Here is an 18,635-nt window from a genome sequence, read left to right as displayed (position 1 = left end):
TGCACGAAGCAAGATAGATTTATTGTCATTCTACGACTTAAATAAAACGAAATTTCATCAAAAACGAGGAATAAGTTATGTTAAATAGAGCTAAAAAGGCCGCTGTCGCGGTCAGTATCGCGGGTGTTTCTGGCTTAACAATGGCAGCGGACTGTTCAACTGTACGCTTTTCTGATGTGGGCTGGACCGATATTACCGCCACCACAGCAGTCGCCTCAGAACTTGTTGAAGGTTTAGGCTACAGAGCAAAAACCCAGCTATTGTCGGTTCCAGTCACTTACACGTCACTTGCCAATAGCGATATTGATGTATTCCTAGGTAACTGGATGCCAACCATGCAAGCGGATATCGACCCTTATCTAAAAGCGGGCACGGTAGAAGACCTTGGCGCCAACCTAACGGGCGCTAAATACACCCTTGCAGTCAGCAAAGACGCTTATGCTGCTGGCGTCACCAGCTTCGCAGACATCGCAAAGCATCGTAAAGAATTCGCCGGTCGTATCTACGGTATCGAACCGGGTAACGACGGCAACCGCATCATTCAAGATATGATAGATAAAAATGCCTTCGGCCTAGGCAAATTCCAACTAGTAGAATCCAGCGAAGCTGGCATGCTTTCACAAGTGAGCCGTAACACTCGCCGAAACAAATGGATTGCCTTCCTAGGTTGGGCACCACACCCAATGAATGCTAACTTCGAAATGGAATACCTGTCAGGTGGCGATGACTACTTCGGCCCTAATTTTGGTGGTGCTGATGTCAACACCAACGTGCGTGCCGGTTACCTTCAGCAATGTCCAAACCTTGGCAAGCTGATCAGCAACTTGAAATTCACCTTGCCAATGGAAAACGAAATCATGGGCGCTATCTTAGACGATGGAAAAAAACCAGCGGCGGCGGCAAAAGCATGGCTAAAGGCTAACCCAGGAGCACTTGATGCTTGGCTTGCTGGCGTAAAAACTCAGTCCGGTGGTAACGGTCTTACCGCCGTAAAAGCTCACCTAGGCCTGTAACTTCAAGACCTGCTTAAGTACGCTTTATTGCATTTAATGCATAAGCACCTGCACCAAAACACCCTTGGCCTGCCAAGGGTGTTTCATAATAAAGATAGGGAGAAGAATGAATGAATTGGCTGACGGATAATAAAATCCCTCTTGGCGCTTGGATGGAGACCTTTGTAGACTGGTTAGTGAGCGCGGCCTCCGGCTTTTTTGACCTAATTTCTCTTATCATAGAAACCTTAATTGTTTCCATGGTCGACGCTATTGAGTGGGTACATCCTCTCGCTGTCATCGCAATCATTTTAGTGGGCGTGTGGTTTCTCCACCGTAGTATCGGTTTACTCGTTTTTATTACCGCCTCTTTGTTATTCATTATTAATATGGGTTACTGGATCGAAACCGTTCAAACCCTAGTACTCGTTGTCTCAGCAACCACCATTAGCGTATTAATTGGTGTGCCTATTGGTATTGCCGCCGCCCACCGCCCTTGGCTTTACACCATACTGCGCCCGCTTTTAGATTTGATGCAAACTATCCCGACTTTCGTTTACCTTATTCCAACACTGATTCTGTTTGGTTTAGGTTATGTACCGGGGTTAATCTCTACCATTATTTTTGCCATTGCTGCGCCCATACGTTTGACTTATCTAGGCGTCAGCAAGGTGCCGAGTGAATTACTCGAAGCAGGGTTGTCTTTTGGTTGTACGAAATCAAAGCTACTTTATAAAGTGGAACTACCTGCCGCTATGCCAAACATCATGGCAGGCATTACCCAATGTATCATGCTGTCATTGTCTATGGTGGTTATCGCAGCACTTGTCGGTGCAGACGGCCTAGGAAAACCCGTCATCAGAGCACTAAACACGGTAAACATTTCACAAGGCTTCGAAGCCGGTGTCGCCATTGTATTAGTCGCCATTATGCTCGACCGCATTTGTAAATCACCGTCAGCAAGAAAAGAGGGCTAATTCATGGCTGTTGTAACAATTGAAAACCTAGACATCGTCTTTGGTAACAACCAAGCCAAAACACTGCCTTTAATGGATCAAGGACAAACCCGTGACCAGATCATTGGCCTAACTGGCGATGTCGTTGGTGTGCAAAACGCCAATATCGAAATCAATGAAGGTGAAATATGTGTCTTAATGGGGCTATCAGGGTCAGGAAAATCCACCCTATTACGCGCTATTAATGGCTTGAATAAAGTGGCTCGTGGCCGCTGCTTAGTACGCGATGGTGACAAAATGGTCGACATGGCGAAATGCGATGAAGCGACTTTACGTCATATGCGCACCCACCGTGTATCCATGGTCTTTCAAAGCTTCGCTTTAATGCCTTGGCTCACCGTGCTAGAAAACGTTGCCTTTGGTTTAGAGATGCAAGGCATGGGCAAAGCAGAACGCCTTATCAAAGCGCGTGAACAGCTTAAAATGGTCAGCTTGGATCAATGGGCAGACAAAAAACCTGACGAACTGTCTGGTGGTATGCGCCAGCGTGTTGGTCTGGCTCGCGCCTTTGCCATGGACACCGACGTTCTACTAATGGATGAGCCCTTCTCGGCTCTCGATCCCTTGATTCGCACACAACTACAAGACGAACTGATTGAACTGCAAAAACGCCTGAATAAAACCATCATTTTTGTTAGCCATGATTTAGACGAAGCACTAAAAATAGGCACAAAAATCGCGATTATGGAGTCGGCAAAAATCATTCAAGAAGATTCGCCAGAGCAAATTGTCTTAAACCCGGCAACAGAATACGTTGAAAAATTCGTTGCTCATACAAATCCACTCAACGTCCTACGTGGCGACTCGCTCATGACACCAGTTAAAGAGCTAACGGTCGAAGGCGATAGAACCTATCTCGATAAAGACACTTGGCTTGAACTGAGCGATGGTAAGCTCACTTCCGTTCAAGATCAAAACGGTGAAATCCCTACTGCTATTTGGAACCCCGGAATGGCACTAGACGATGTCCCTAACAATACCGTACTGAAAGTCCCAGCGAACATTCAAATGCGCGACGCCGTAGAGATTCGTTATCACTCTAACCGCTTCATGGTACTTGAAGAATACGAGCAATGTGTTGGCATATTAGGCGATCACAACTTCTACCACGCCCTACTCGGCAAGCATTTTAGCCGTGACCTTGAAGAAACCTAATTTCATATAAACTTGTCTAAAAGCCCCTTGAGCGACAACTTCAGGGGGCTTTTTGTCGTTTTTAGACTAGAGTTAATCACCAACTATTCCCCTACTTTCATGACGCAAATGTATTTTGGTTTCCAATGTAAATTAGTGATTGCATTCACAGAATTCCCCCGTATAGTCGGCAAAAATAGCACTCAATGAAGTGACCAAAACTTCTGACTTCTCAACCCTGTTAGTTCAAAGGACACGGCATGTTCAAGCAAACCCTATTTCCGATCTGGAGTCTGCTATTTGGTATCGCCATACTCACCATGGCCAGTGCCTTACAGAGCTCACTAATCGGTATTCGAGCCTCATTAGAAAACTTCGATACGACCGCGACAGGGTTAATCATGTCGGCCTATTATTTAGGCTTTATCATTGGCTCCCTATTGGTACCAGACTGGGTAAAAAACGTCGGCCATATTCGAGTATTTGCGGCCGTTGCTTCATTAGCTTCCATCACCATTCTGATGCAATCCGTGGTGGTGAATCCATGGTTTTGGATGCTCATGCGGATGGGCACGGGCCTGTGCTACGCCGCATTATTCATTGTCACCGAAAGCTGGTTAAACGATATCGCCACCAACAACACCCGTGGTCGCTTGTTTTCTATCTACATTATCGAAATCTGGGCCAGCCAAACCCTTGGCCAGTTCTTATTGAACCTATCTTCCCCAAGTGGCTATGGTCTGTTCATCTTAACGTCTGTGTTGATCTCATTAGCCCTGGTGCCGCTGCTCTTGGTACGTACGCCTTCTCCTACCATCAATGTGCCTGAAAAACTCAATATTCTGGGTCTCATAAAAACCGCCCCTCTTGGCGTAACCGGGGTCACCATAGCTGGCGCAACCTCAGGGGCCTTGCTGGGTCTTGGAGCGCTTTATGCGCAAAGCATTGGCATGGACGTGATCGAGATCTCTTTATTCATTGGTGCCAGCTATATTGGCGGCATGTTCCTACAATGGCCCATCGGCCTCTTGTCAGACCGTCAAGACAGACGCGTTACCATACTTTGGGTGGGTATTGTGGGAGCGATCACAGCGATGGTCGTGCCACTCGGTAATAACATGAACAACCAAATACTGATGATGGTTGGCATGTTCTTAGTTGGCGCCTTTACCTTCCCCATGTATTCTTTGGCGTCTTCCCACATGAATGACCAATTACGTCCTGAGCAAATTCTGTCTGCCAGTAGCGGCATGATTTTACTTAACGGGATAGGTGGGATGACAGGGCCGCTTATCGCAGCCTCATTGATGGACATGATCAGAATTGACGCTCTATTCTGGTTTGTCGCCGCCATGAACATGTCCGTCGCTTTAGTCGCAATTTATCGTATTCATTACCAGCCAGCGATGGTTATCGAAGAGCAAGGGGACCAAATTCAAGTCGCACTGGCGGTCAGTTCGGTGGCTACCGCAGAAATGTTAATCGAAGCGGACTCTTCGATTGAACCCCTAGAAGAAAGCCACGAAGTCGAGATCAAACTCTAATCTCACAAAATAAGCACACAGCCATTGATCAATCACGACAATGGCTGTGTCGCAATCTTGAAAGCAATCCCAAAAATCAACAAGGCATTCACCCTATTAAACCAGCGCCAGAACGCGGCTTTTTCTAACCACTTCGCACATAACTTGCCGATAAACGCCAACGACAAAAACCAGACAACCGCAGCCGCAGTACCACCAAACACAAATTCCCATTTATCGCCTTGCCACTGATTCGCTAAGCTGCCCATTAAAATCATGGTATCCAAATAAAAATGCGGGTTTAACCAAGTCACCGCTAACGCCATTAAAAATAATGGCCAGACAGCAAGACGCTTACTCTGTTGCTCTAAAATAAGATGCTCTTCTTGAAAGGACGCACGTAACTTCCCATAAGCAAACCAGACCAAAAAACACACACCCGCCCAACGAGATACCGACAACAGCCAGTCGTGACTTTGCAGCACCAAGCCAAGGCCAAACGCCCCCAACGAAATCGAAATGACATCACTTAGAATAAACAACAAAGCAAGAGGAAACGCATAATGGCGCTTTAATGACTGCTCCAACAAAAAACTATTTTGCGCCCCCACGGCGACAATTAAACCGCCCCCCGTGATAGCCCCACTCAAAAATGCCAACATACCAACCTACACCTCTACCAAATTTGTGGTTGATATTACGCACCAAGAAGCATAAATTAAAATTAATTAAACTAAAGCTACATTAGAAAAATTAATATTTTATATGATGGACTACAGAGCACTCACCTGCTTACACGCGGTACTGCAATTTCAAAGCTTTGACAAAGCCGCTCAACACTTAAACCTCACACAATCTGCGGTTTCGCAAAACATCAAACGCCTAGAACAAGAATATGGACAACCCTTATTGATTCGAGCCCGGCCTGTTGTTGCTACCCCATTAGGGCAGCAACTTCTCGCACATATCAATAAAGTCACCATGCTAGAAGAAGGTTTGCAAGAGCACATGCAATCGAGTGTTTCTAACCAACCCCTTAGCATTGCCGTTAACAACGACGTATTAGCCACCTGGTTCACACAAGTTGTTAATGCATTCTCAAACATTAGCAACACCAAGCTGCACATCAAATCTGCGGACCAAGCTCACACCCGAGCCCTACTGCAAAAAGGCGAAGTCATCACCTGCATCAGCCAAACAGGCACCCCCGTCGCCGGAGGAGACTCCCTATTTCTGGGTAACATGAAATACGAACTGGTGGCCACAAAAAGCTTCATACAAACCCATTTGCACGGAGATATCACCCCCGCATCCATCCAACAAGCCCCGTCACTTATTTATGACGAATATGACGAACTATGGGGGCGCTACCAAAGTGAATGCTTACAAATAAAAGCCAATATTCGTAATAGCCATTGGTACCCTTCGCCCCATGGTTTTTTAGACTTAGTCTTGAGTGGCACAGTCTGTGCTTTGATCCCCACCGTACAAATAAAGAGTGAATTGGAAACCGGAAGGCTCATCTCCCTGTTTCCAGATAGACAACTTGTCTTGCCTCTTTATTGGCATTGGTACAAACTGGGCTCCCCAGTATTGGATCGCTTAACCAAGGTGATATTAACTGTCACAAAAGATGCTCTATACTAATGCTACCGAACAACTCAGGCCGTCCGATGCTTTATTTTTGGATCGCCATTTTACAAAGTAATTTTAAGGAAAAAGTATGATTCGCAAATGTCTATTCCCCGTTGCTGGTTATGGCACCCGTTTTTTACCTGCTACCAAATCCATGCCAAAAGAAATGCTGCCTATCGTTAATAAACCCCTTGTTCAGTACGGCGTAGAAGAAGCGGAAGCCGCAGGCCTAAACAACATCACCTTTGTCACGGGCCGTGGTAAACGCGCCATTGCCGACCATTTTGACATCAGCTACGAACTCGAACACCAAATATCAGGCACCAGTAAAGAGCAATATTTAGAAGGTATACGCCACCTAATCGACAATGTGAACTTCTCCTTCACCCGTCAAAACAACATGCTTGGTTTAGGTCATGCCATCCTAACAGGCGAACCCTTAATCGGTGATGAGGCCTTTGGTGTAGTACTTGCCGACGACCTTTGCTTCGGTGAAGACGATGGTGTCATGGCACAAATGGTCAAACTCTATAACCAATTCCGCTGCACCATTGTGGCCATCGAAGAAGTACCAGAAGACGAAGTGCACAAATATGGGGTGATCAAAGGCGACTCCATGATGGAAGGCCTGTTTCGCGTCACCGACATGGTCGAAAAGCCGGCAAAAGAAGAAGCCCCCTCTAACCTAGCCATTATTGGTCGCTATATTTTAACCCCAGACATCTTCGATAAAATCCGCAACACACCAGCGGGTCGCAATGGTGAAGTACAAATTACCGATGCCATCTTGCAACAAGCAAAAGAAGGCTGTGTGCTGGCCTACAAATTCAAAGGCAAACGCTTTGACTGTGGCAGCGTCGATGGCTTTGTTGGGGCCACTAACTTCTGCTACGAAAACATCTACAAAGAGCAAGAGTAACAACCCCATCTAATCAACCGCCGAAAACAAACACAAAAAAACCAGCACTGTCATATAACAGCGCTGGTTTTTTATTCCCAACAGACACTCAACCCAAATAAAACTGACTCAACCACACACTAACGGGCAAACTCACCACGGCCAAAATCGTCTGCAACGTAATATAAGCCGCCATACGATCCGCATCGCCACCTAACTGTCGCGCCAACGCATAAGCCGATGTGGCCGTTGGCACCACACCAAACAGAATCGCCACCAACGCCGGCAAACCACGAACATCCAACCACCAACACATCACAACAATAGACAAAGGAAACACCAAAAACCGAGCCAGAGACGACAACACAAACGTCGCGCCGACAGATCGAATCACTTCCAAACGTACACTCGCCCCTACCGCCAGCAACACCAAAGGCAAGGCCGCCTGAGCCAACATCCCCAACACATCAGACAACAACACAATCGGCGTTAAACCGAACAGATTTAACCCACTGCCCAAGACAATAGACACAATCAGAGGATTACGAATCAGGGCACCGCTGACCAAACTCGACAAAGACGCCGAGGCATCCCCACCTGCGGGCTTGCCATGCATCAACACCATGGCCACCACCAAAAACACATTAATAGAGGGAATCAATATCGAAGCGCCCAGTGCCGCCAACACCAAGCCCTCATCGCCATACACACTGCTGGCAATCGCCAACACAATAAAAGTATTAAAGCGTACACCCGCCTGCAACATAGAAGACCCTGTCGGCGCAGGCACCTTTAACAACCACACCGTGATAAAAACAAAGCACGCCGTCACCACCAAAGCCAACAACAGAATCATCGCGTACCTTGGCAGCATAGGATTCGAAAAATCAATCTGCGAGGTGTTACTAAACAACAAAGCAGGGAACAGCACCCAATAAGACAACTTATCCACACCGCCCCAAAAACCCGCCATAGGAAAACGAAAACGCTGGCACAATGCGCCCGTCATCAACAATAGAAAAACCGGTAAAATAGACAAGGACAAAGAAAACACAACAACCCCTTAAAATAAGCGCCCAATAACACAGCAAACCTAAACGTCAAACAGACGCCAACTGCCAATCCTGCTTCGCCAACTGCTCAACAAACCACGACAAGCCACGACCGGGTTCATCTTTTCGCCACGCCAAATACGTCACCTGATTCGGTCTTGGTATTTCACATTCACGCAATACCAAACGACCAGACGCTAATTCATTAACAATAATATGTTTTGGCAAATAGCCCACACCCAACCCCAAACACTGCGCTTCAATTTTACTGCCCATACTATCGACCCTAAGCACCTGCCTACTTTCAAACAACCCCAAACTTCGTGAGGGTAAAACTTTTGAACTGTCCGCCACCACAATCGCAGGATACTCCTTTAATTGAGCCGCGCTAATCACACCATCCACCAACGCCAGTGGATGAGTCGGAGCCACAGCAAACACAAACTTCACTTCACCAAGCACACGAGTATGAACATGGTTTTTTGGTAAATCCCCCGTGGCACCTATCACTAAATCGGCTCGGTTATCGTATAAAGCATCCCAAGCACCGCCTAATACCTCTTCCGACAAGCTCAATTCAACAGGACGATTAAGAGACAAAAACGCCCCTACCACAGACATCAGTGGTAACTCAGGCATAACAGTATCCCGAGCGATTCTTAATTTAGGTTCCCAGCCTGATTCAAATTGTTTGACCAAATCTTCCAAATTTGTCGCCGCATCCAAAATATAACGCCCCTGCTCCAACACCAACTGACCCGCCGGCGTCAACACGGCTTTCTGACGAGAGCGATCAAACAAGGCCACCCCCAAATCTTCTTCCAGCTTCTTCATCGTATAGGTCAGCGCCGAAGGCACCTTAAACAAAGCGTCCGCCGCGGCGGCAAAACTGCCCAACTGATGAATCGCTTCCAACACCCTCAACGCTTCCAACGTCACCGCATAAGCCATAACCAACCCTCTGTTCAAATATTTTGAAATACTAGCTCAAAAGCTTCCGATATTCTTTCTTTTCATCTGTGATTACACTGGCTTCATCATCCCATTACCCATAACCATGCCAGCTAAACCAACCTAGCCAGAGCAACAGGAGAAACCCAATGATCACAATGCGCAAAGCAGAAGACCGCGGTCCAGCTAACTTTGGCTGGTTAAACAGCTTCCACACCTTCTCATTCGGCAACTACTACGACCCAAAACACATGGGCTTTTCCCACCTACGCGTTATCAACGACGACACAGTGTCACCCGGTGCCGGGTTCGATACCCATGGACACAAAGACATGGAAATCATCAGCCTCGTATTACAAGGCCGCATCGCCCACAAAGACAGCGCTGGTAACGTAGAAGAACTGCCCGCTGGCGAATTTCAACTGATGTCCGCAGGCAAAGGTATTTACCACAGTGAATTCAACGCCTCTGAAAAAGACACCCTGAAATTTTTACAAATCTGGATACAACCCAACGTCACCGGCGGCGCCCCCGGCTACCAACAAAAAGCCTTTGGTGAAGCACAAGGCATCACCACCGTCATCACACCCGATGGCGCCAACGGCACCCTAAGCATCAAACAAAACGCCAGCCTAAGCCAACTGATCCTCGCGCCACAAACACAAGACAAACTCACCATAGAAGCGGGCCGAAACGTCTACATACACCAAATAGAAGGCGAACTGAGCCTCAACAACGGCACCACACTCAAACCGGGCGACGGTGCAAAAATCACCAAAGAAACCGCCCTTGACCTAAAAAACACCGGCCAAGAAAGAGTCAAAGCCATCATCTTTGACCTAGAATAAAGCAGCACAAAGCCAGTGAACGAAACGCCTCTCCCTATGTCCTCGAAGCAAAAATTAAAGGCAAACAGATGCACGAATCTCCTCCCCTTATGCCTTCGAAGTGAGAGTTAAAGGCAAGCAGATGCACGAATCGCCTCCCCCTATGTCTTCGAAGGGGAGGATTAAGGAGGGGTTATCACTGCGCTCTAAACCGCCGACCTTTCCATTTATTGACCCTTTTCCCGTTTTACACTAGCATTCCTCTTGCACTGGCAAAATCCAGTGTCGGGATTCGAACCCCGTGTACGTAGCGGCCTAAAACACGCAGTGCGTGTTTTTTTATGGCCGAGATCCGCCTATATGGTGGGTCTTTGTTGGGCTAGCTTCGGCTAGGCCGCTCCTACGTGCGGTAGTTCGAACCCGGTTTAGACCCACCACCTTTTATTGAGCTTCGAACCTCATAAAAGGTGGTTAACACCTTAAACGTAGGAGGCCAACCATGGCTATTAAACGGATTCCCTTCTATACCTGCTTACTCAACGGACAACCCGCCGACACCGTCAGCGCCCGTGACCTTCATACCTTTCTGCAACTTGACCGCGACTTTTTCGAATGGGTGAACACCCAACGCACCAAGCTGTATTTTGTCAGAGACAGAGACTTTGTCTTAATAGACAACCTGATCCGCCCCTCAGACACCGCGTCTGCCGTGCAAAAAACCAAAGACTACTTCATCAGCCTAGACATGGCCTACGAAATGGCCATGGAAGAAGACAGCGACCTCGCCAAACAAGCCAGCGACTACCTAAGACACGGCGACACCCCACAAAACCGCTATATTCCACCTCAAGACACACCACAGGTTCAACGACGCTTACACCTAGCCCTGACAGCAACCACGCCCTTGCCCATCAGCGCCCACGTTAGGCAAAGCGACCTCGACCAATACAGCGAACTCAGCAAAGTGGCCAAAGCCAGCGTACCAGACGAAGACCTAGTCGTCTTGCCCATTCACGAAATCAGCAAAACCATCGAAACCCTATCGCTCTACCGAGACAAAACCATCGAACTGCACGCCCTATCCATCTGGATGGACCAACACATCACCAACCTCAAAACCCACATCAACCGCCAATTTATGGACAACTAAAAAGCGAAATCTCCTCCCCTTGTGTCTTCGAAGGGGAGGATTAAGGTGGGGTTATCGCTGTGACTAAGCCGCGTGCACTGCGGCTTACTGTGCATTGGGAAACGAAGGTGACCATCATGATTCGATTCTCTCATGCTGTGGTTTAGTGAAGGCTAGACGGTTATTTTTTCCTCAAGCACAAAGGTAGTCATATACTGGTGCTTACATTCATGCCTAGGAAAAAGAGAGATGCGTACCACGTTAAACATTGATGACGAGTTATATGCACAAGCCGTGGAGTTAACCGGTGTAAAAGAAAAAAACACTTTGATGCAAGAAGGTTTAAAGGCGTTAATTGAACGGGAAAGCGCACGGCGTTTGGCCATGCTAGGAAGCTCTGAGCCTTTGGCAGAGTTGACTCCGCGCCGCCAAAGTGCAGAGGCCAAATAATCATGGTGCTGGTTGATAGCTCGATATAGATTGATCATCTGCGCCAAAAAAATGAGATCTTAAGTCTTTTCGATGCATTGAGTTGGCGTATTTGTAAAGTGCTTTGGTCAATTGCGCTGCGGTTAATAATAGACAAAGGCATTAGGAAGTTGCTGTTGGTAATGCTTGAGCAAGTCACTAACGCTTTATCAAAACAATGTACCTGCTTTTGACGCGGGACTCACCACAAAGAATGTTAAGAAATATTATTGCGGCCATAAAAAAATCCAGCATCTGTAATCAAATGCTGGATTCTAGCGTTAGTGGATGGTGCTGACTAACGGAATTCTTACCGCGTTGCTTAGATCGCGTCGTTGATAAACTCGATAAGTTGAGTTTTAGACACGGCACCGACTTTTGTTCCTACCACTTCACCGCCTTTAATGATAAGCAGTGTCGGAATACCACGAACGTTGTATTTTGGTGCCGTTTCTGTGTTTTCATCAACGTTCAATTTCGTAATTTTCAATTTGCCTTCAAACTCCACGGCAATGTCTTCTAGTACTGGCGCGATCATTTTACATGGACCACACCATGGTGCCCAAAAATCAACCAGTACAGGTGTGTCAGAATTTAATACTTCTTCTGCGAATTGGGCATCGGTAATTTGGCTTATGTTCTCACTCATGGGAGTTTCCTTAAAATCTATATTTGGCTAATGAATTGGCGTAAGTGTAGCACTAAATCATTCTGGTAAAAATGAGTTCGCTCTAATAGTGCGATAGAAAATCACTATGAGATGAGGGAGCGAATCGCCATGGGCAACTCCAAGAGGGAATGCACTTCCGCATCGGATCGAGTGCCCCAATCATCCCCCCAGCGCTGAGCGCCGTGACGGTTAAACCAGATGCTTTTCGCGCCCGCATTGGAAGCACCATAGACGTCGTCTATTGGGTGGTCGCCTATGTGCACGATTTGGGAAAGTGGGTAGCCGGATTTTTCGGCGGCGAGATGAAACAGCTCCGCCGAAGGTTTCGCCACGCCCACTTGATCCGCTCGAATGGCAAATTCAAAGTATTGCCCAAGCCCCACATAGGGGTGGAACACATCGGCGTTGCCGTTGGTGATGGCGGCTAATGAATAGTCTTGATTCAGTTCTTCGAGTACATCAAGGGTATGGGGAAAGAGGTCGACTTTTTGACGCCACTCACAGAAATGCGCTAACGCCGATTCTGCGACGTTTTTTGCTTCTTCCGATGGCAAACCAAAGGCTTTTAACGCGAGTTTGTACACTTCTAATCGTAGGGCGGTTAGATTCGGCGCTAGGTCAGGATATTGGTCGAGTATGTTTGCTCTTAATTCTTGCTGTACAGCAAAGGAGTAGCTTGCAGAAAACCCCGGAAAGCGGTCTTCGAACCAAGATTCCATGGCGTATTCAGCACGCACAATAACGGGCGATACGTCCCATAGGGTGTTGTCTAGGTCAAAGGTAACCAGCACGCTCATGGCACCAGCCTCAATAGAATAGCGCTTAACAGGTCGGCGATGTACTGTAGAAACATGGCGCCCTTTTCTTTATCAAACGCGGCTTTGTTTTCTGCGCCCAATACCAAGACACCGTATTTTTTAATCTCGCCACCGGTCCGAGACTGTAATGGCAGCACAGCAACGGAACGAATGTTTTTAGTATCATCAAAGAAGAGGTAGTCCATTTCATTTTTCGGCAGTTCGCCGCAGAAGCATTCACTAAAGCCAGAGGTATGAGATAAGGCAATGTCATCTTCTACTAAGAAGTGAGTGCGAATGGCGCTGTCTTCATATTCATCGAATAAAACAAAGGCATGATGAGCCACTTCGAAGTCGTCCCGCACCATGTCATCGATCACTACAGCAAGGTCGTCTAATGAAGCGCAATTTAAACCGGCCAGTACAAGGCGACGACTTTTTTGCATGGTGGATTCGTTTTCACGGGCCACATCAACAAGGCGTTCGAATTGACTACGGTAGTCCGCCGCTGACTTTCTCAGTAAGTTTACTTGGTATTCAAGCAACGAAATTGCCTTCCCACTCGCGGGGTGAGGCAGTGTCAAACTTTCCAATAATTCCGTATTCCGACTAAAAAAATCGGGCGTGGTTGATAAGTATTGAATGACTTCTTCTTCGCTCATACTGCCTCTATTAAGAAACCTGCGCTCGATGACGTTGCTAGTAACGTCTAAGCACGGTTTCTAGATGTAAATTTGACCTTCAAATACTTTTTCTGCGGGCCCTGTCATGAGAATGGGCTGGCCTTCGCCTTGCCATTCGATGTTTAGGTCACCACCTCGTAAATGCGCTGTCACTTTTGAAGCTAACCAGCCTTGTTTGATACCGGCAACCACCGCAGCACACGCGCCCGTTCCACAAGCCTGAGTTTCGCCGACACCACGTTCGTATACCCGCAAGTTGATTTCGGCAGGGTTAAGCACTTGCATGAAGCCGACGTTAACCTTTTGCGGAAAGCGTTCATGGCTCTCTAACAGAGCACCGACCTTCGCCACTTGGTCATCGGTTAATTGATCTACTTTCAACACGGCATGGGGGTTACCCACAGACACCGGCGTGATCTTATATTCCTCTGCGCCAGCGCGAACTGTATAAAGCGACTCGGAAGGCTCGGCAGTAAAAGGCAAGTCTTTTGGCAGGAAACTTGGCGCGCCCATGTCCACGGTGACCAAGCCGTCCTCCAGCACCCGTAGTTGAATCTGACCACGCTTGGTTTCTACATTGATAATACGCTTGTTGGTCAAGTTTCTATCAATAACAAATTTAGCGAAGCAGCGAGCACCATTGCCGCAATGTTCCACTTCCGTGCCATCGGAATTATAAATACGGTAACGAAAGTCCATTTCAGGGTGGGAAGGTGGCTCAACCACCAAGAGTTGGTCGAAGCCAATGCCCCAGTTTCTATTGCTTAACCGTTCAATTTGTTTCTGATTAAAAAACACTTTTCGGGATACCGCATCGACCATGACAAAGTCATTTCCGAGCCCATGCATTTTGGTAAACTTTAACAACAAGGTGAACTCCTTAGTCTGGCAAGACTTGCTCGCCAGCTAGCTGGTGTTCAATCGTTTCGCGAGCACGGATCAGATGGGTGGTATCACCATCGACCATCACTTCCGCGGCACGATTACGGCTGTTGTAGTTCGACGCCATGGTAAAGCCATAGGCACCCGCTGAACGAACCGCAAGCAGGTCACCCGCTTGAATGTCTAGTTCACGGTCTTTACCTAGGAAGTCACCGGTTTCACAAATCGGCCCAACCAAGTCATAGACACGCGCACCTTCCGGTGTTGGCTGTAAAGACACAGGCACAATGTTCATCCAAGCACTGTAAAGAGAAGGTCGGATAAGATCGTTCATCGCGCCATCAATAATGGCAAAGTTCTTATGATCGTTGCATTTTAGGAATTCAACCTGAGTCAATAAAATGCCCGCATTCGCCGCGATAGAACGGCCCGGTTCAAACGCCAAGGTCACGTCTAAGCCTTTGACTTTTTCTAAGATCAGTTTGGCATAGTCCGCCGGCGATGGTGGTACTTCATCACGATAACGTACTCCTAGGCCGCCACCTAGGTCGAGATGCTTGATTTTAATGCCCGCTTCAGATAATTCGTTCACCAAGCGAATCAGACGGTCAAAGGTATCAAGAAAGGGTTTTAGCTCGGTAAGCTGAGAACCGATATGACAGTCTACGCCCATCACGTTTAGGTTTGGCAGTTCGTGTGCGATTTTATAGATGCGCACGGCGTCTTTAATATCGATACCGAATTTGTTTTCTTTTAAGCCCGTTGAAATATAAGGGTGGGTTTTGGCATCTACGTCTGGGTTCACGCGCAAAGAAACCGGCGCGACTTTGCCCATCTCACCCGCCACTTGATTCAAACGGTGCAGTTCGGCTTCGGATTCCACGTTAAAACAGTGAATACCCACTTCTAGTGCACGGCGCATTTCTACTGCTTGTTTGCCTAATCCGGAAAACATGACTTTCGCAGGATCGCCGCCCGCTTTCAGTACGCGCTCTAGTTCACCTAAGGAGACAATATCAAAGCCAGAACCTAAACGTGCTAAGACATTTAGAATGGCGATATTTGAACAGGCTTTTACTGCGTAACAGATTAATGTTGGGTGAGCAGCAAAAGCTTCTGCATAGGCATTGTAATGGCGTTCGAAGGTCGCCCGTGAATACACGTAGCATGGCGTGCCGTATTGGGCCGCGATATCAGACAAAGCCACATTTTCAGCGTGCAATGTTTGATCGGAGTAATTAAAAAAGTCCAAAAAGGGAATCCTCAGTCAGAAGACGGTTCTTGTTGTGAGCCAGCAGTGTCATCCGGTAAATAAAGTGCACCTTTATTTCCGCAAGCCATTAAAAAAACAGCCAAAAGACATACTGAAAGCCACTTAAACATCGTCTTTATCTCTTAAATATTTGATCGAGACAGTATACTTGCAGCCTGAGCGTTTCCCAACCCTAGCGGGCTAATTACATTAATATTCTTTACGGATAGTAGAAATAACGTATCACTTGAATTCGCACCATTTGCCACCAGCTATGTAAAGCCATGGTAATTTGGGATATAGATACTCTCAGCTATTCACAAAGCTGACACTTAAGACATTTTATGAAAAAACGCATAGCTCCTTGGACAATCGCGCTAGTCAGTGCCGCCGTCATTCATATGTTGTTCATTGCTGTGTTGGATAACACCCATTGGTTGCATTTTGGTGTTGAGCAGAATTCTGTACAATCCAGCTTTGAAGTGTCTCTTTTACCTGCTAACGGAGCAGAAAAAAAGCAGTCGAAAGCCATCGTTATTAATCAGGATGCAGAGACAACGGACATAGAGCAACAAATTAATTTACCGGGCTTACAAGGTGACACTAATAGAAACTCTGCCATTGACTCGTCGAATAGCAACCTGATGACAGAGTCAAATACGCCCCATGTGGACATTAGCCAGATTGAAAAACCAGCCTTACTGGACTTATCAAAAATTTCACTCTCGTCAGATGCTAAAAGTGAAAATTTAAATGGGGTTTTCTCTCCCACCTTACAAGCACAGATAGAAGAGTCGCAAGAAGCGCAAAGAGAGTATTTGAAAGGACAAGTAAAAGAGGTTGATTACCCTATTACAGAAGATGCCGATGGCACCCGTTACGTTAATATTAAAGGCGTTTGTTGGCGCATACCAAAAGAAGGCAGTGACGAAGGCTGGGTAATTGTATTCGCAGGCTGTAATGGCCAAACAGAATCCTTTCACTTTGAGCTGAACATTACACCGAGCACCCTGTTGGGTCCAAGTTCGCCTTTTTCTCTTGGCCAGTAGTTCAAATTAATAAAAGACAAAACAAAAAAGCGACGCAGAAGCGTCGCTTTTTACGTCTATATTTTTATGTTAATCAATAGCTTAAGCTAAACGTGCATGCAACTCTGTTTTCGCACGTTCTACCGCAAGCAACACCTGATTCGGTGCGGTGCCACCAATATGGTCACGGGCCGCAACAGAACCTTCTAGCGTCAGCACATCAAAGACATCTTGTTCGATCATGGTGCCAAAGCCTTTCAGCTCTTCCAGTGTCATTTCAGACAAGTCTTTGCCTTCTTTCACACCGTAACCTACCGCTTTACCCACCACTTCATGGGCATCACGGAAGGCAACACCTTGACGTACTAGATAATCGGCTAAGTCGGTTGCGGTAGAGAAACCACGGCGCGCCGCTTCGTACATGTTGTCTTTGCGAGACTCGATAGCAGGAATCATGTCAGCAAAGGCTCGCAATGACCCTTTTAAGGTATCTACGGTATCAAATAACGGTTCTTTGTCTTCTTGGTTGTCCTTGTTGTACGCCAAGCATTGCGACTTCATCAAGGTTAGTAAGCTCATTAGATGGCCGTACACTCGACCGGTTTTACCACGTACCAATTCCGGTACGTCTGGGTTTTTCTTTTGCGGCATAATGGAAGAGCCGGTGCAGAAACGGTCTGGCAAGAAGATGAAGTTAAATTGCGCTGACGCCCACATCACCATTTCTTCTGCCCAACGGGACATGTGCATCATGATCACTGAGGCCGCAGCGGTAAATTCAATCGCAAAGTCACGGTCACTTACGGAATCCAACGAATTATAAGTTGGACGTTCGAAGCCCAGTAAATCGGCTGTCATAAAACGATCAATTGGGTAGGTTGTGCCCGCCAATGCCGCGGCACCAAGCGGTAGAATGTTGATACGCTTACGGCAATCCACTAAACGCTCGTAATCGCGCTGGGCCATTTCATACCAAGCCATTAGGTGATGACCAAAGGTAACTGGTTGCGCCGTTTGCAAGTGGGTAAACCCCGGCATGATGGTGTGGGCTTCTTTTTCCGCTAGGCTCAATATACCTTGCTGCATACGCGTTACTTCCTCTAATAGAAAGTCCACTTCATCACGCATGTATAGGCGGATATCTGTCGCCACTTGGTCGTTACGCGAACGGCCAGTGTGAAGTTTTTTACCTGTGATGCCAATTTTTTGCGTCAGACGTGCTTCGATGTTCATGTGCACATCTTCTAGCTCAATCGACCATTCGAATTCACCGCGCTGAATTTCTTCTTCAATTTCGCTTAAACCTTGAATAATCTGATCGCGTTCTTCTTCTGTTAACACACCAATGCTGGTGAGCATTTTGGCATGCGCAACCGAGCCTTGGATGTCTTGTTTTGCCATGCGTTGGTCAAATTCAACAGAAGCCGTAAAGCGCGCCACAAAAGCGTCAACAGGCTCAGAAAAACGGCCACCCCATTGCTGGTTTGTGGTTTTAGTTGTATCAGTCATTCAGTTCCTTCCCAGAGAAATTCAATCAGCTGCAAAGGGTACCTTATGCGCCCTGACTTATAAAGCCAGCAAAGGCAAAACGACGGCCTCGATTTGCAAAATATAGACAGATGACGACATTCTTCATTGGGAGTATCATGATGGCGATAATTTTAGGGATATTTACCTATCTACCAATGAATTAGGAGA

20 protein-coding genes are annotated in these 18,635 nt (G+C 47.0%); 10 read left to right on the top strand and 10 right to left on the bottom strand.

Going from position 1 to position 18,635, the window contains the following annotated elements:
* Nucleotides 1-77: 77 nt before the first annotated feature.
* From I8J31_RS11600 to I8J31_RS11585, 4 genes are all read left to right on the top strand, one after another.
* On the top strand, nucleotides 78-1,013 hold the full coding sequence (locus I8J31_RS11600) for a choline ABC transporter substrate-binding protein (RefSeq protein ID WP_199468728.1): 936 nt from the start codon (nucleotides 78-80) through the stop codon (nucleotides 1,011-1,013).
* 110 nt (nucleotides 1,014-1,123) lie between these two features.
* Entirely contained in the window at nucleotides 1,124-1,969 is an 846-nt protein-coding gene (choW, locus tag I8J31_RS11595; protein ID WP_199468727.1) for a choline ABC transporter permease subunit, read from the top strand.
* A gap of 3 nt (nucleotides 1,970-1,972) precedes the next feature.
* A complete protein-coding gene (choV, locus tag I8J31_RS11590; protein WP_199468726.1) occupies nucleotides 1,973-3,163 on the top strand; it encodes a choline ABC transporter ATP-binding protein in 1,191 nt (396 codons plus the stop codon).
* Between the two features lie 239 nt (nucleotides 3,164-3,402).
* Nucleotides 3,403-4,686: an MFS transporter gene (locus I8J31_RS11585; protein WP_199468725.1), complete on the top strand. Its 1,284-nt coding sequence runs from the start codon at nucleotides 3,403-3,405 to the stop codon at nucleotides 4,684-4,686.
* A gap of 32 nt (nucleotides 4,687-4,718) precedes the next feature.
* On the opposite strand, the gene I8J31_RS11580 is transcribed toward I8J31_RS11585, so the two are convergent.
* On the bottom strand, nucleotides 4,719-5,327 hold the full coding sequence (locus I8J31_RS11580) for a LysE/ArgO family amino acid transporter (RefSeq protein ID WP_199468724.1): 609 nt from the start codon (nucleotides 5,325-5,327) through the stop codon (nucleotides 4,719-4,721).
* Between the two features lie 103 nt (nucleotides 5,328-5,430).
* On the opposite strand from I8J31_RS11580, the gene I8J31_RS11575 reads away from it, so the two are divergent.
* Together I8J31_RS11575 and galU are read left to right on the top strand one after the other, a co-directional pair.
* The gene (locus I8J31_RS11575; protein WP_199468723.1) at nucleotides 5,431-6,312 is read left to right on the top strand and encodes an ArgP/LysG family DNA-binding transcriptional regulator; all 882 of its coding nucleotides are present in this window, start codon (nucleotides 5,431-5,433) and stop codon (nucleotides 6,310-6,312) included.
* Nucleotides 6,313-6,388: 76 nt separating this feature from the next.
* Entirely contained in the window at nucleotides 6,389-7,219 is an 831-nt protein-coding gene (gene galU / locus I8J31_RS11570) for a UTP--glucose-1-phosphate uridylyltransferase GalU (RefSeq protein ID WP_199468722.1), read from the top strand.
* Nucleotides 7,220-7,307: 88 nt separating this feature from the next.
* Here galU and I8J31_RS11565 read toward each other — a convergent pair whose 3' ends face one another.
* Together I8J31_RS11565 and I8J31_RS11560 are read right to left on the bottom strand one after the other, a co-directional pair.
* A complete protein-coding gene (locus I8J31_RS11565; protein ID WP_199468721.1) occupies nucleotides 7,308-8,252 on the bottom strand; it encodes an AEC family transporter in 945 nt (314 codons plus the stop codon).
* A gap of 46 nt (nucleotides 8,253-8,298) precedes the next feature.
* The gene (locus I8J31_RS11560) at nucleotides 8,299-9,201 is read right to left on the bottom strand and encodes a LysR family transcriptional regulator (RefSeq protein WP_199468720.1); all 903 of its coding nucleotides are present in this window, start codon (nucleotides 9,199-9,201) and stop codon (nucleotides 8,299-8,301) included.
* A 149-nt stretch (nucleotides 9,202-9,350) separates the two neighbouring features.
* Between I8J31_RS11560 and I8J31_RS11555 the strand changes: the two genes are divergently transcribed.
* The 3 genes from I8J31_RS11555 (at nucleotide 9,351) to I8J31_RS11545 (ending at nucleotide 11,607) form a co-directional block, all read left to right on the top strand.
* Nucleotides 9,351-10,049 (top strand): pirin family protein, encoded by a 699-nt coding sequence (locus I8J31_RS11555; RefSeq protein WP_199468719.1) that lies wholly within the window; start codon nucleotides 9,351-9,353, stop codon nucleotides 10,047-10,049.
* 478 nt (nucleotides 10,050-10,527) lie between these two features.
* Nucleotides 10,528-11,178, top strand: coding sequence for an antA/AntB antirepressor family protein (locus I8J31_RS11550; RefSeq protein WP_199468718.1), 651 nt, complete (start codon nucleotides 10,528-10,530; stop codon nucleotides 11,176-11,178).
* 228 nt (nucleotides 11,179-11,406) lie between these two features.
* A complete protein-coding gene (locus tag I8J31_RS11545) occupies nucleotides 11,407-11,607 on the top strand; it encodes a type II toxin-antitoxin system VapB family antitoxin (protein WP_199468717.1) in 201 nt (66 codons plus the stop codon).
* Between the two features lie 340 nt (nucleotides 11,608-11,947).
* Here I8J31_RS11545 and trxA read toward each other — a convergent pair whose 3' ends face one another.
* From trxA to lptM, 6 genes are all read right to left on the bottom strand, one after another.
* On the bottom strand, nucleotides 11,948-12,274 hold the full coding sequence (trxA, locus tag I8J31_RS11540) for a thioredoxin TrxA (RefSeq protein WP_199468716.1): 327 nt from the start codon (nucleotides 12,272-12,274) through the stop codon (nucleotides 11,948-11,950).
* Between the two features lie 104 nt (nucleotides 12,275-12,378).
* A complete protein-coding gene (locus tag I8J31_RS11535) occupies nucleotides 12,379-13,092 on the bottom strand; it encodes an HAD family hydrolase (protein ID WP_199468715.1) in 714 nt (237 codons plus the stop codon).
* Nucleotides 13,089-13,754 carry a DUF484 family protein gene (locus tag I8J31_RS11530; protein ID WP_199468714.1) on the bottom strand — a complete coding sequence of 222 codons (666 nt, stop codon included), beginning with the start codon at nucleotides 13,752-13,754 and terminating at the stop codon, nucleotides 13,089-13,091. Before I8J31_RS11530 ends, I8J31_RS11535 begins: the two co-directional genes overlap by 4 nt.
* A 60-nt stretch (nucleotides 13,755-13,814) precedes the next feature.
* Nucleotides 13,815-14,645, bottom strand: coding sequence for a diaminopimelate epimerase (gene dapF, locus I8J31_RS11525; RefSeq protein ID WP_199468713.1), 831 nt, complete (start codon nucleotides 14,643-14,645; stop codon nucleotides 13,815-13,817).
* A 10-nt stretch (nucleotides 14,646-14,655) separates the two neighbouring features.
* Nucleotides 14,656-15,909 (bottom strand): diaminopimelate decarboxylase, encoded by a 1,254-nt coding sequence (gene lysA, locus I8J31_RS11520; RefSeq protein ID WP_199468712.1) that lies wholly within the window; start codon nucleotides 15,907-15,909, stop codon nucleotides 14,656-14,658.
* An 11-nt stretch (nucleotides 15,910-15,920) separates the two neighbouring features.
* Nucleotides 15,921-16,040, bottom strand: a complete 120-nt coding sequence (lptM, locus tag I8J31_RS11515) for an LPS translocon maturation chaperone LptM (protein ID WP_199468711.1) — start codon at nucleotides 16,038-16,040, stop codon at nucleotides 15,921-15,923.
* A gap of 213 nt (nucleotides 16,041-16,253) precedes the next feature.
* Here lptM and I8J31_RS11510 point away from each other — a divergent pair, with 213 nt between their 5' ends.
* Nucleotides 16,254-16,958 (top strand): hypothetical protein, encoded by a 705-nt coding sequence (locus I8J31_RS11510; RefSeq protein ID WP_199468710.1) that lies wholly within the window; start codon nucleotides 16,254-16,256, stop codon nucleotides 16,956-16,958.
* An 81-nt stretch (nucleotides 16,959-17,039) separates the two neighbouring features.
* Here the strand turns inward: I8J31_RS11510 and argH are convergent, their stop codons facing one another.
* Complete coding sequence (gene argH, locus I8J31_RS11505; protein WP_199468709.1) at nucleotides 17,040-18,446, bottom strand: argininosuccinate lyase; 1,407 nt, start codon at nucleotides 18,444-18,446, stop codon at nucleotides 17,040-17,042.
* Nucleotides 18,447-18,635 lie beyond the last annotated feature (189 nt).

The organism is Marinomonas transparens (assembly GCF_016463975.1).
Lineage (GTDB): Bacteria > Pseudomonadota > Gammaproteobacteria > Pseudomonadales > Marinomonadaceae > Marinomonas > Marinomonas transparens.
This window is presented reverse-complemented; position numbering and strand designations above follow the sequence as displayed.

Excerpts from the sequence above, each read along its gene's own strand:
- I8J31_RS11510 (WP_199468710.1), top strand. The coding sequence starts at position 16,254 with ATGAAAAAACGCATAGCTCCTTGGACAATCGCGCTAGTCAGTGCCGCC.
- I8J31_RS11535 (WP_199468715.1), bottom strand. The coding sequence starts at position 13,092 with ATGAGCGTGCTGGTTACCTTTGACCTAGACAACACCCTATGGGACGTA.
- galU (WP_199468722.1), top strand. The coding sequence starts at position 6,389 with ATGATTCGCAAATGTCTATTCCCCGTTGCTGGTTATGGCACCCGTTTT.
- I8J31_RS11560 (WP_199468720.1), bottom strand. The coding sequence starts at position 9,201 with ATGGCTTATGCGGTGACGTTGGAAGCGTTGAGGGTGTTGGAAGCGATT.
- I8J31_RS11575 (WP_199468723.1), top strand. The coding sequence starts at position 5,431 with ATGATGGACTACAGAGCACTCACCTGCTTACACGCGGTACTGCAATTT.
- I8J31_RS11545 (WP_199468717.1), top strand. The coding sequence starts at position 11,407 with ATGCGTACCACGTTAAACATTGATGACGAGTTATATGCACAAGCCGTG.
- choW (WP_199468727.1), top strand. The coding sequence starts at position 1,124 with ATGAATTGGCTGACGGATAATAAAATCCCTCTTGGCGCTTGGATGGAG.
- choV (WP_199468726.1), top strand. The coding sequence starts at position 1,973 with ATGGCTGTTGTAACAATTGAAAACCTAGACATCGTCTTTGGTAACAAC.
- lptM (WP_199468711.1), bottom strand. The coding sequence starts at position 16,040 with ATGTTTAAGTGGCTTTCAGTATGTCTTTTGGCTGTTTTTTTAATGGCT.
- I8J31_RS11550 (WP_199468718.1), top strand. The coding sequence starts at position 10,528 with ATGGCTATTAAACGGATTCCCTTCTATACCTGCTTACTCAACGGACAA.
- I8J31_RS11585 (WP_199468725.1), top strand. The coding sequence starts at position 3,403 with ATGTTCAAGCAAACCCTATTTCCGATCTGGAGTCTGCTATTTGGTATC.
- I8J31_RS11530 (WP_199468714.1), bottom strand. The coding sequence starts at position 13,754 with ATGAGCGAAGAAGAAGTCATTCAATACTTATCAACCACGCCCGATTTT.
- trxA (WP_199468716.1), bottom strand. The coding sequence starts at position 12,274 with ATGAGTGAGAACATAAGCCAAATTACCGATGCCCAATTCGCAGAAGAA.
- I8J31_RS11600 (WP_199468728.1), top strand. The coding sequence starts at position 78 with ATGTTAAATAGAGCTAAAAAGGCCGCTGTCGCGGTCAGTATCGCGGGT.
- I8J31_RS11580 (WP_199468724.1), bottom strand. The coding sequence starts at position 5,327 with ATGTTGGCATTTTTGAGTGGGGCTATCACGGGGGGCGGTTTAATTGTC.
- argH (WP_199468709.1), bottom strand. The coding sequence starts at position 18,446 with ATGACTGATACAACTAAAACCACAAACCAGCAATGGGGTGGCCGTTTT.
- I8J31_RS11555 (WP_199468719.1), top strand. The coding sequence starts at position 9,351 with ATGATCACAATGCGCAAAGCAGAAGACCGCGGTCCAGCTAACTTTGGC.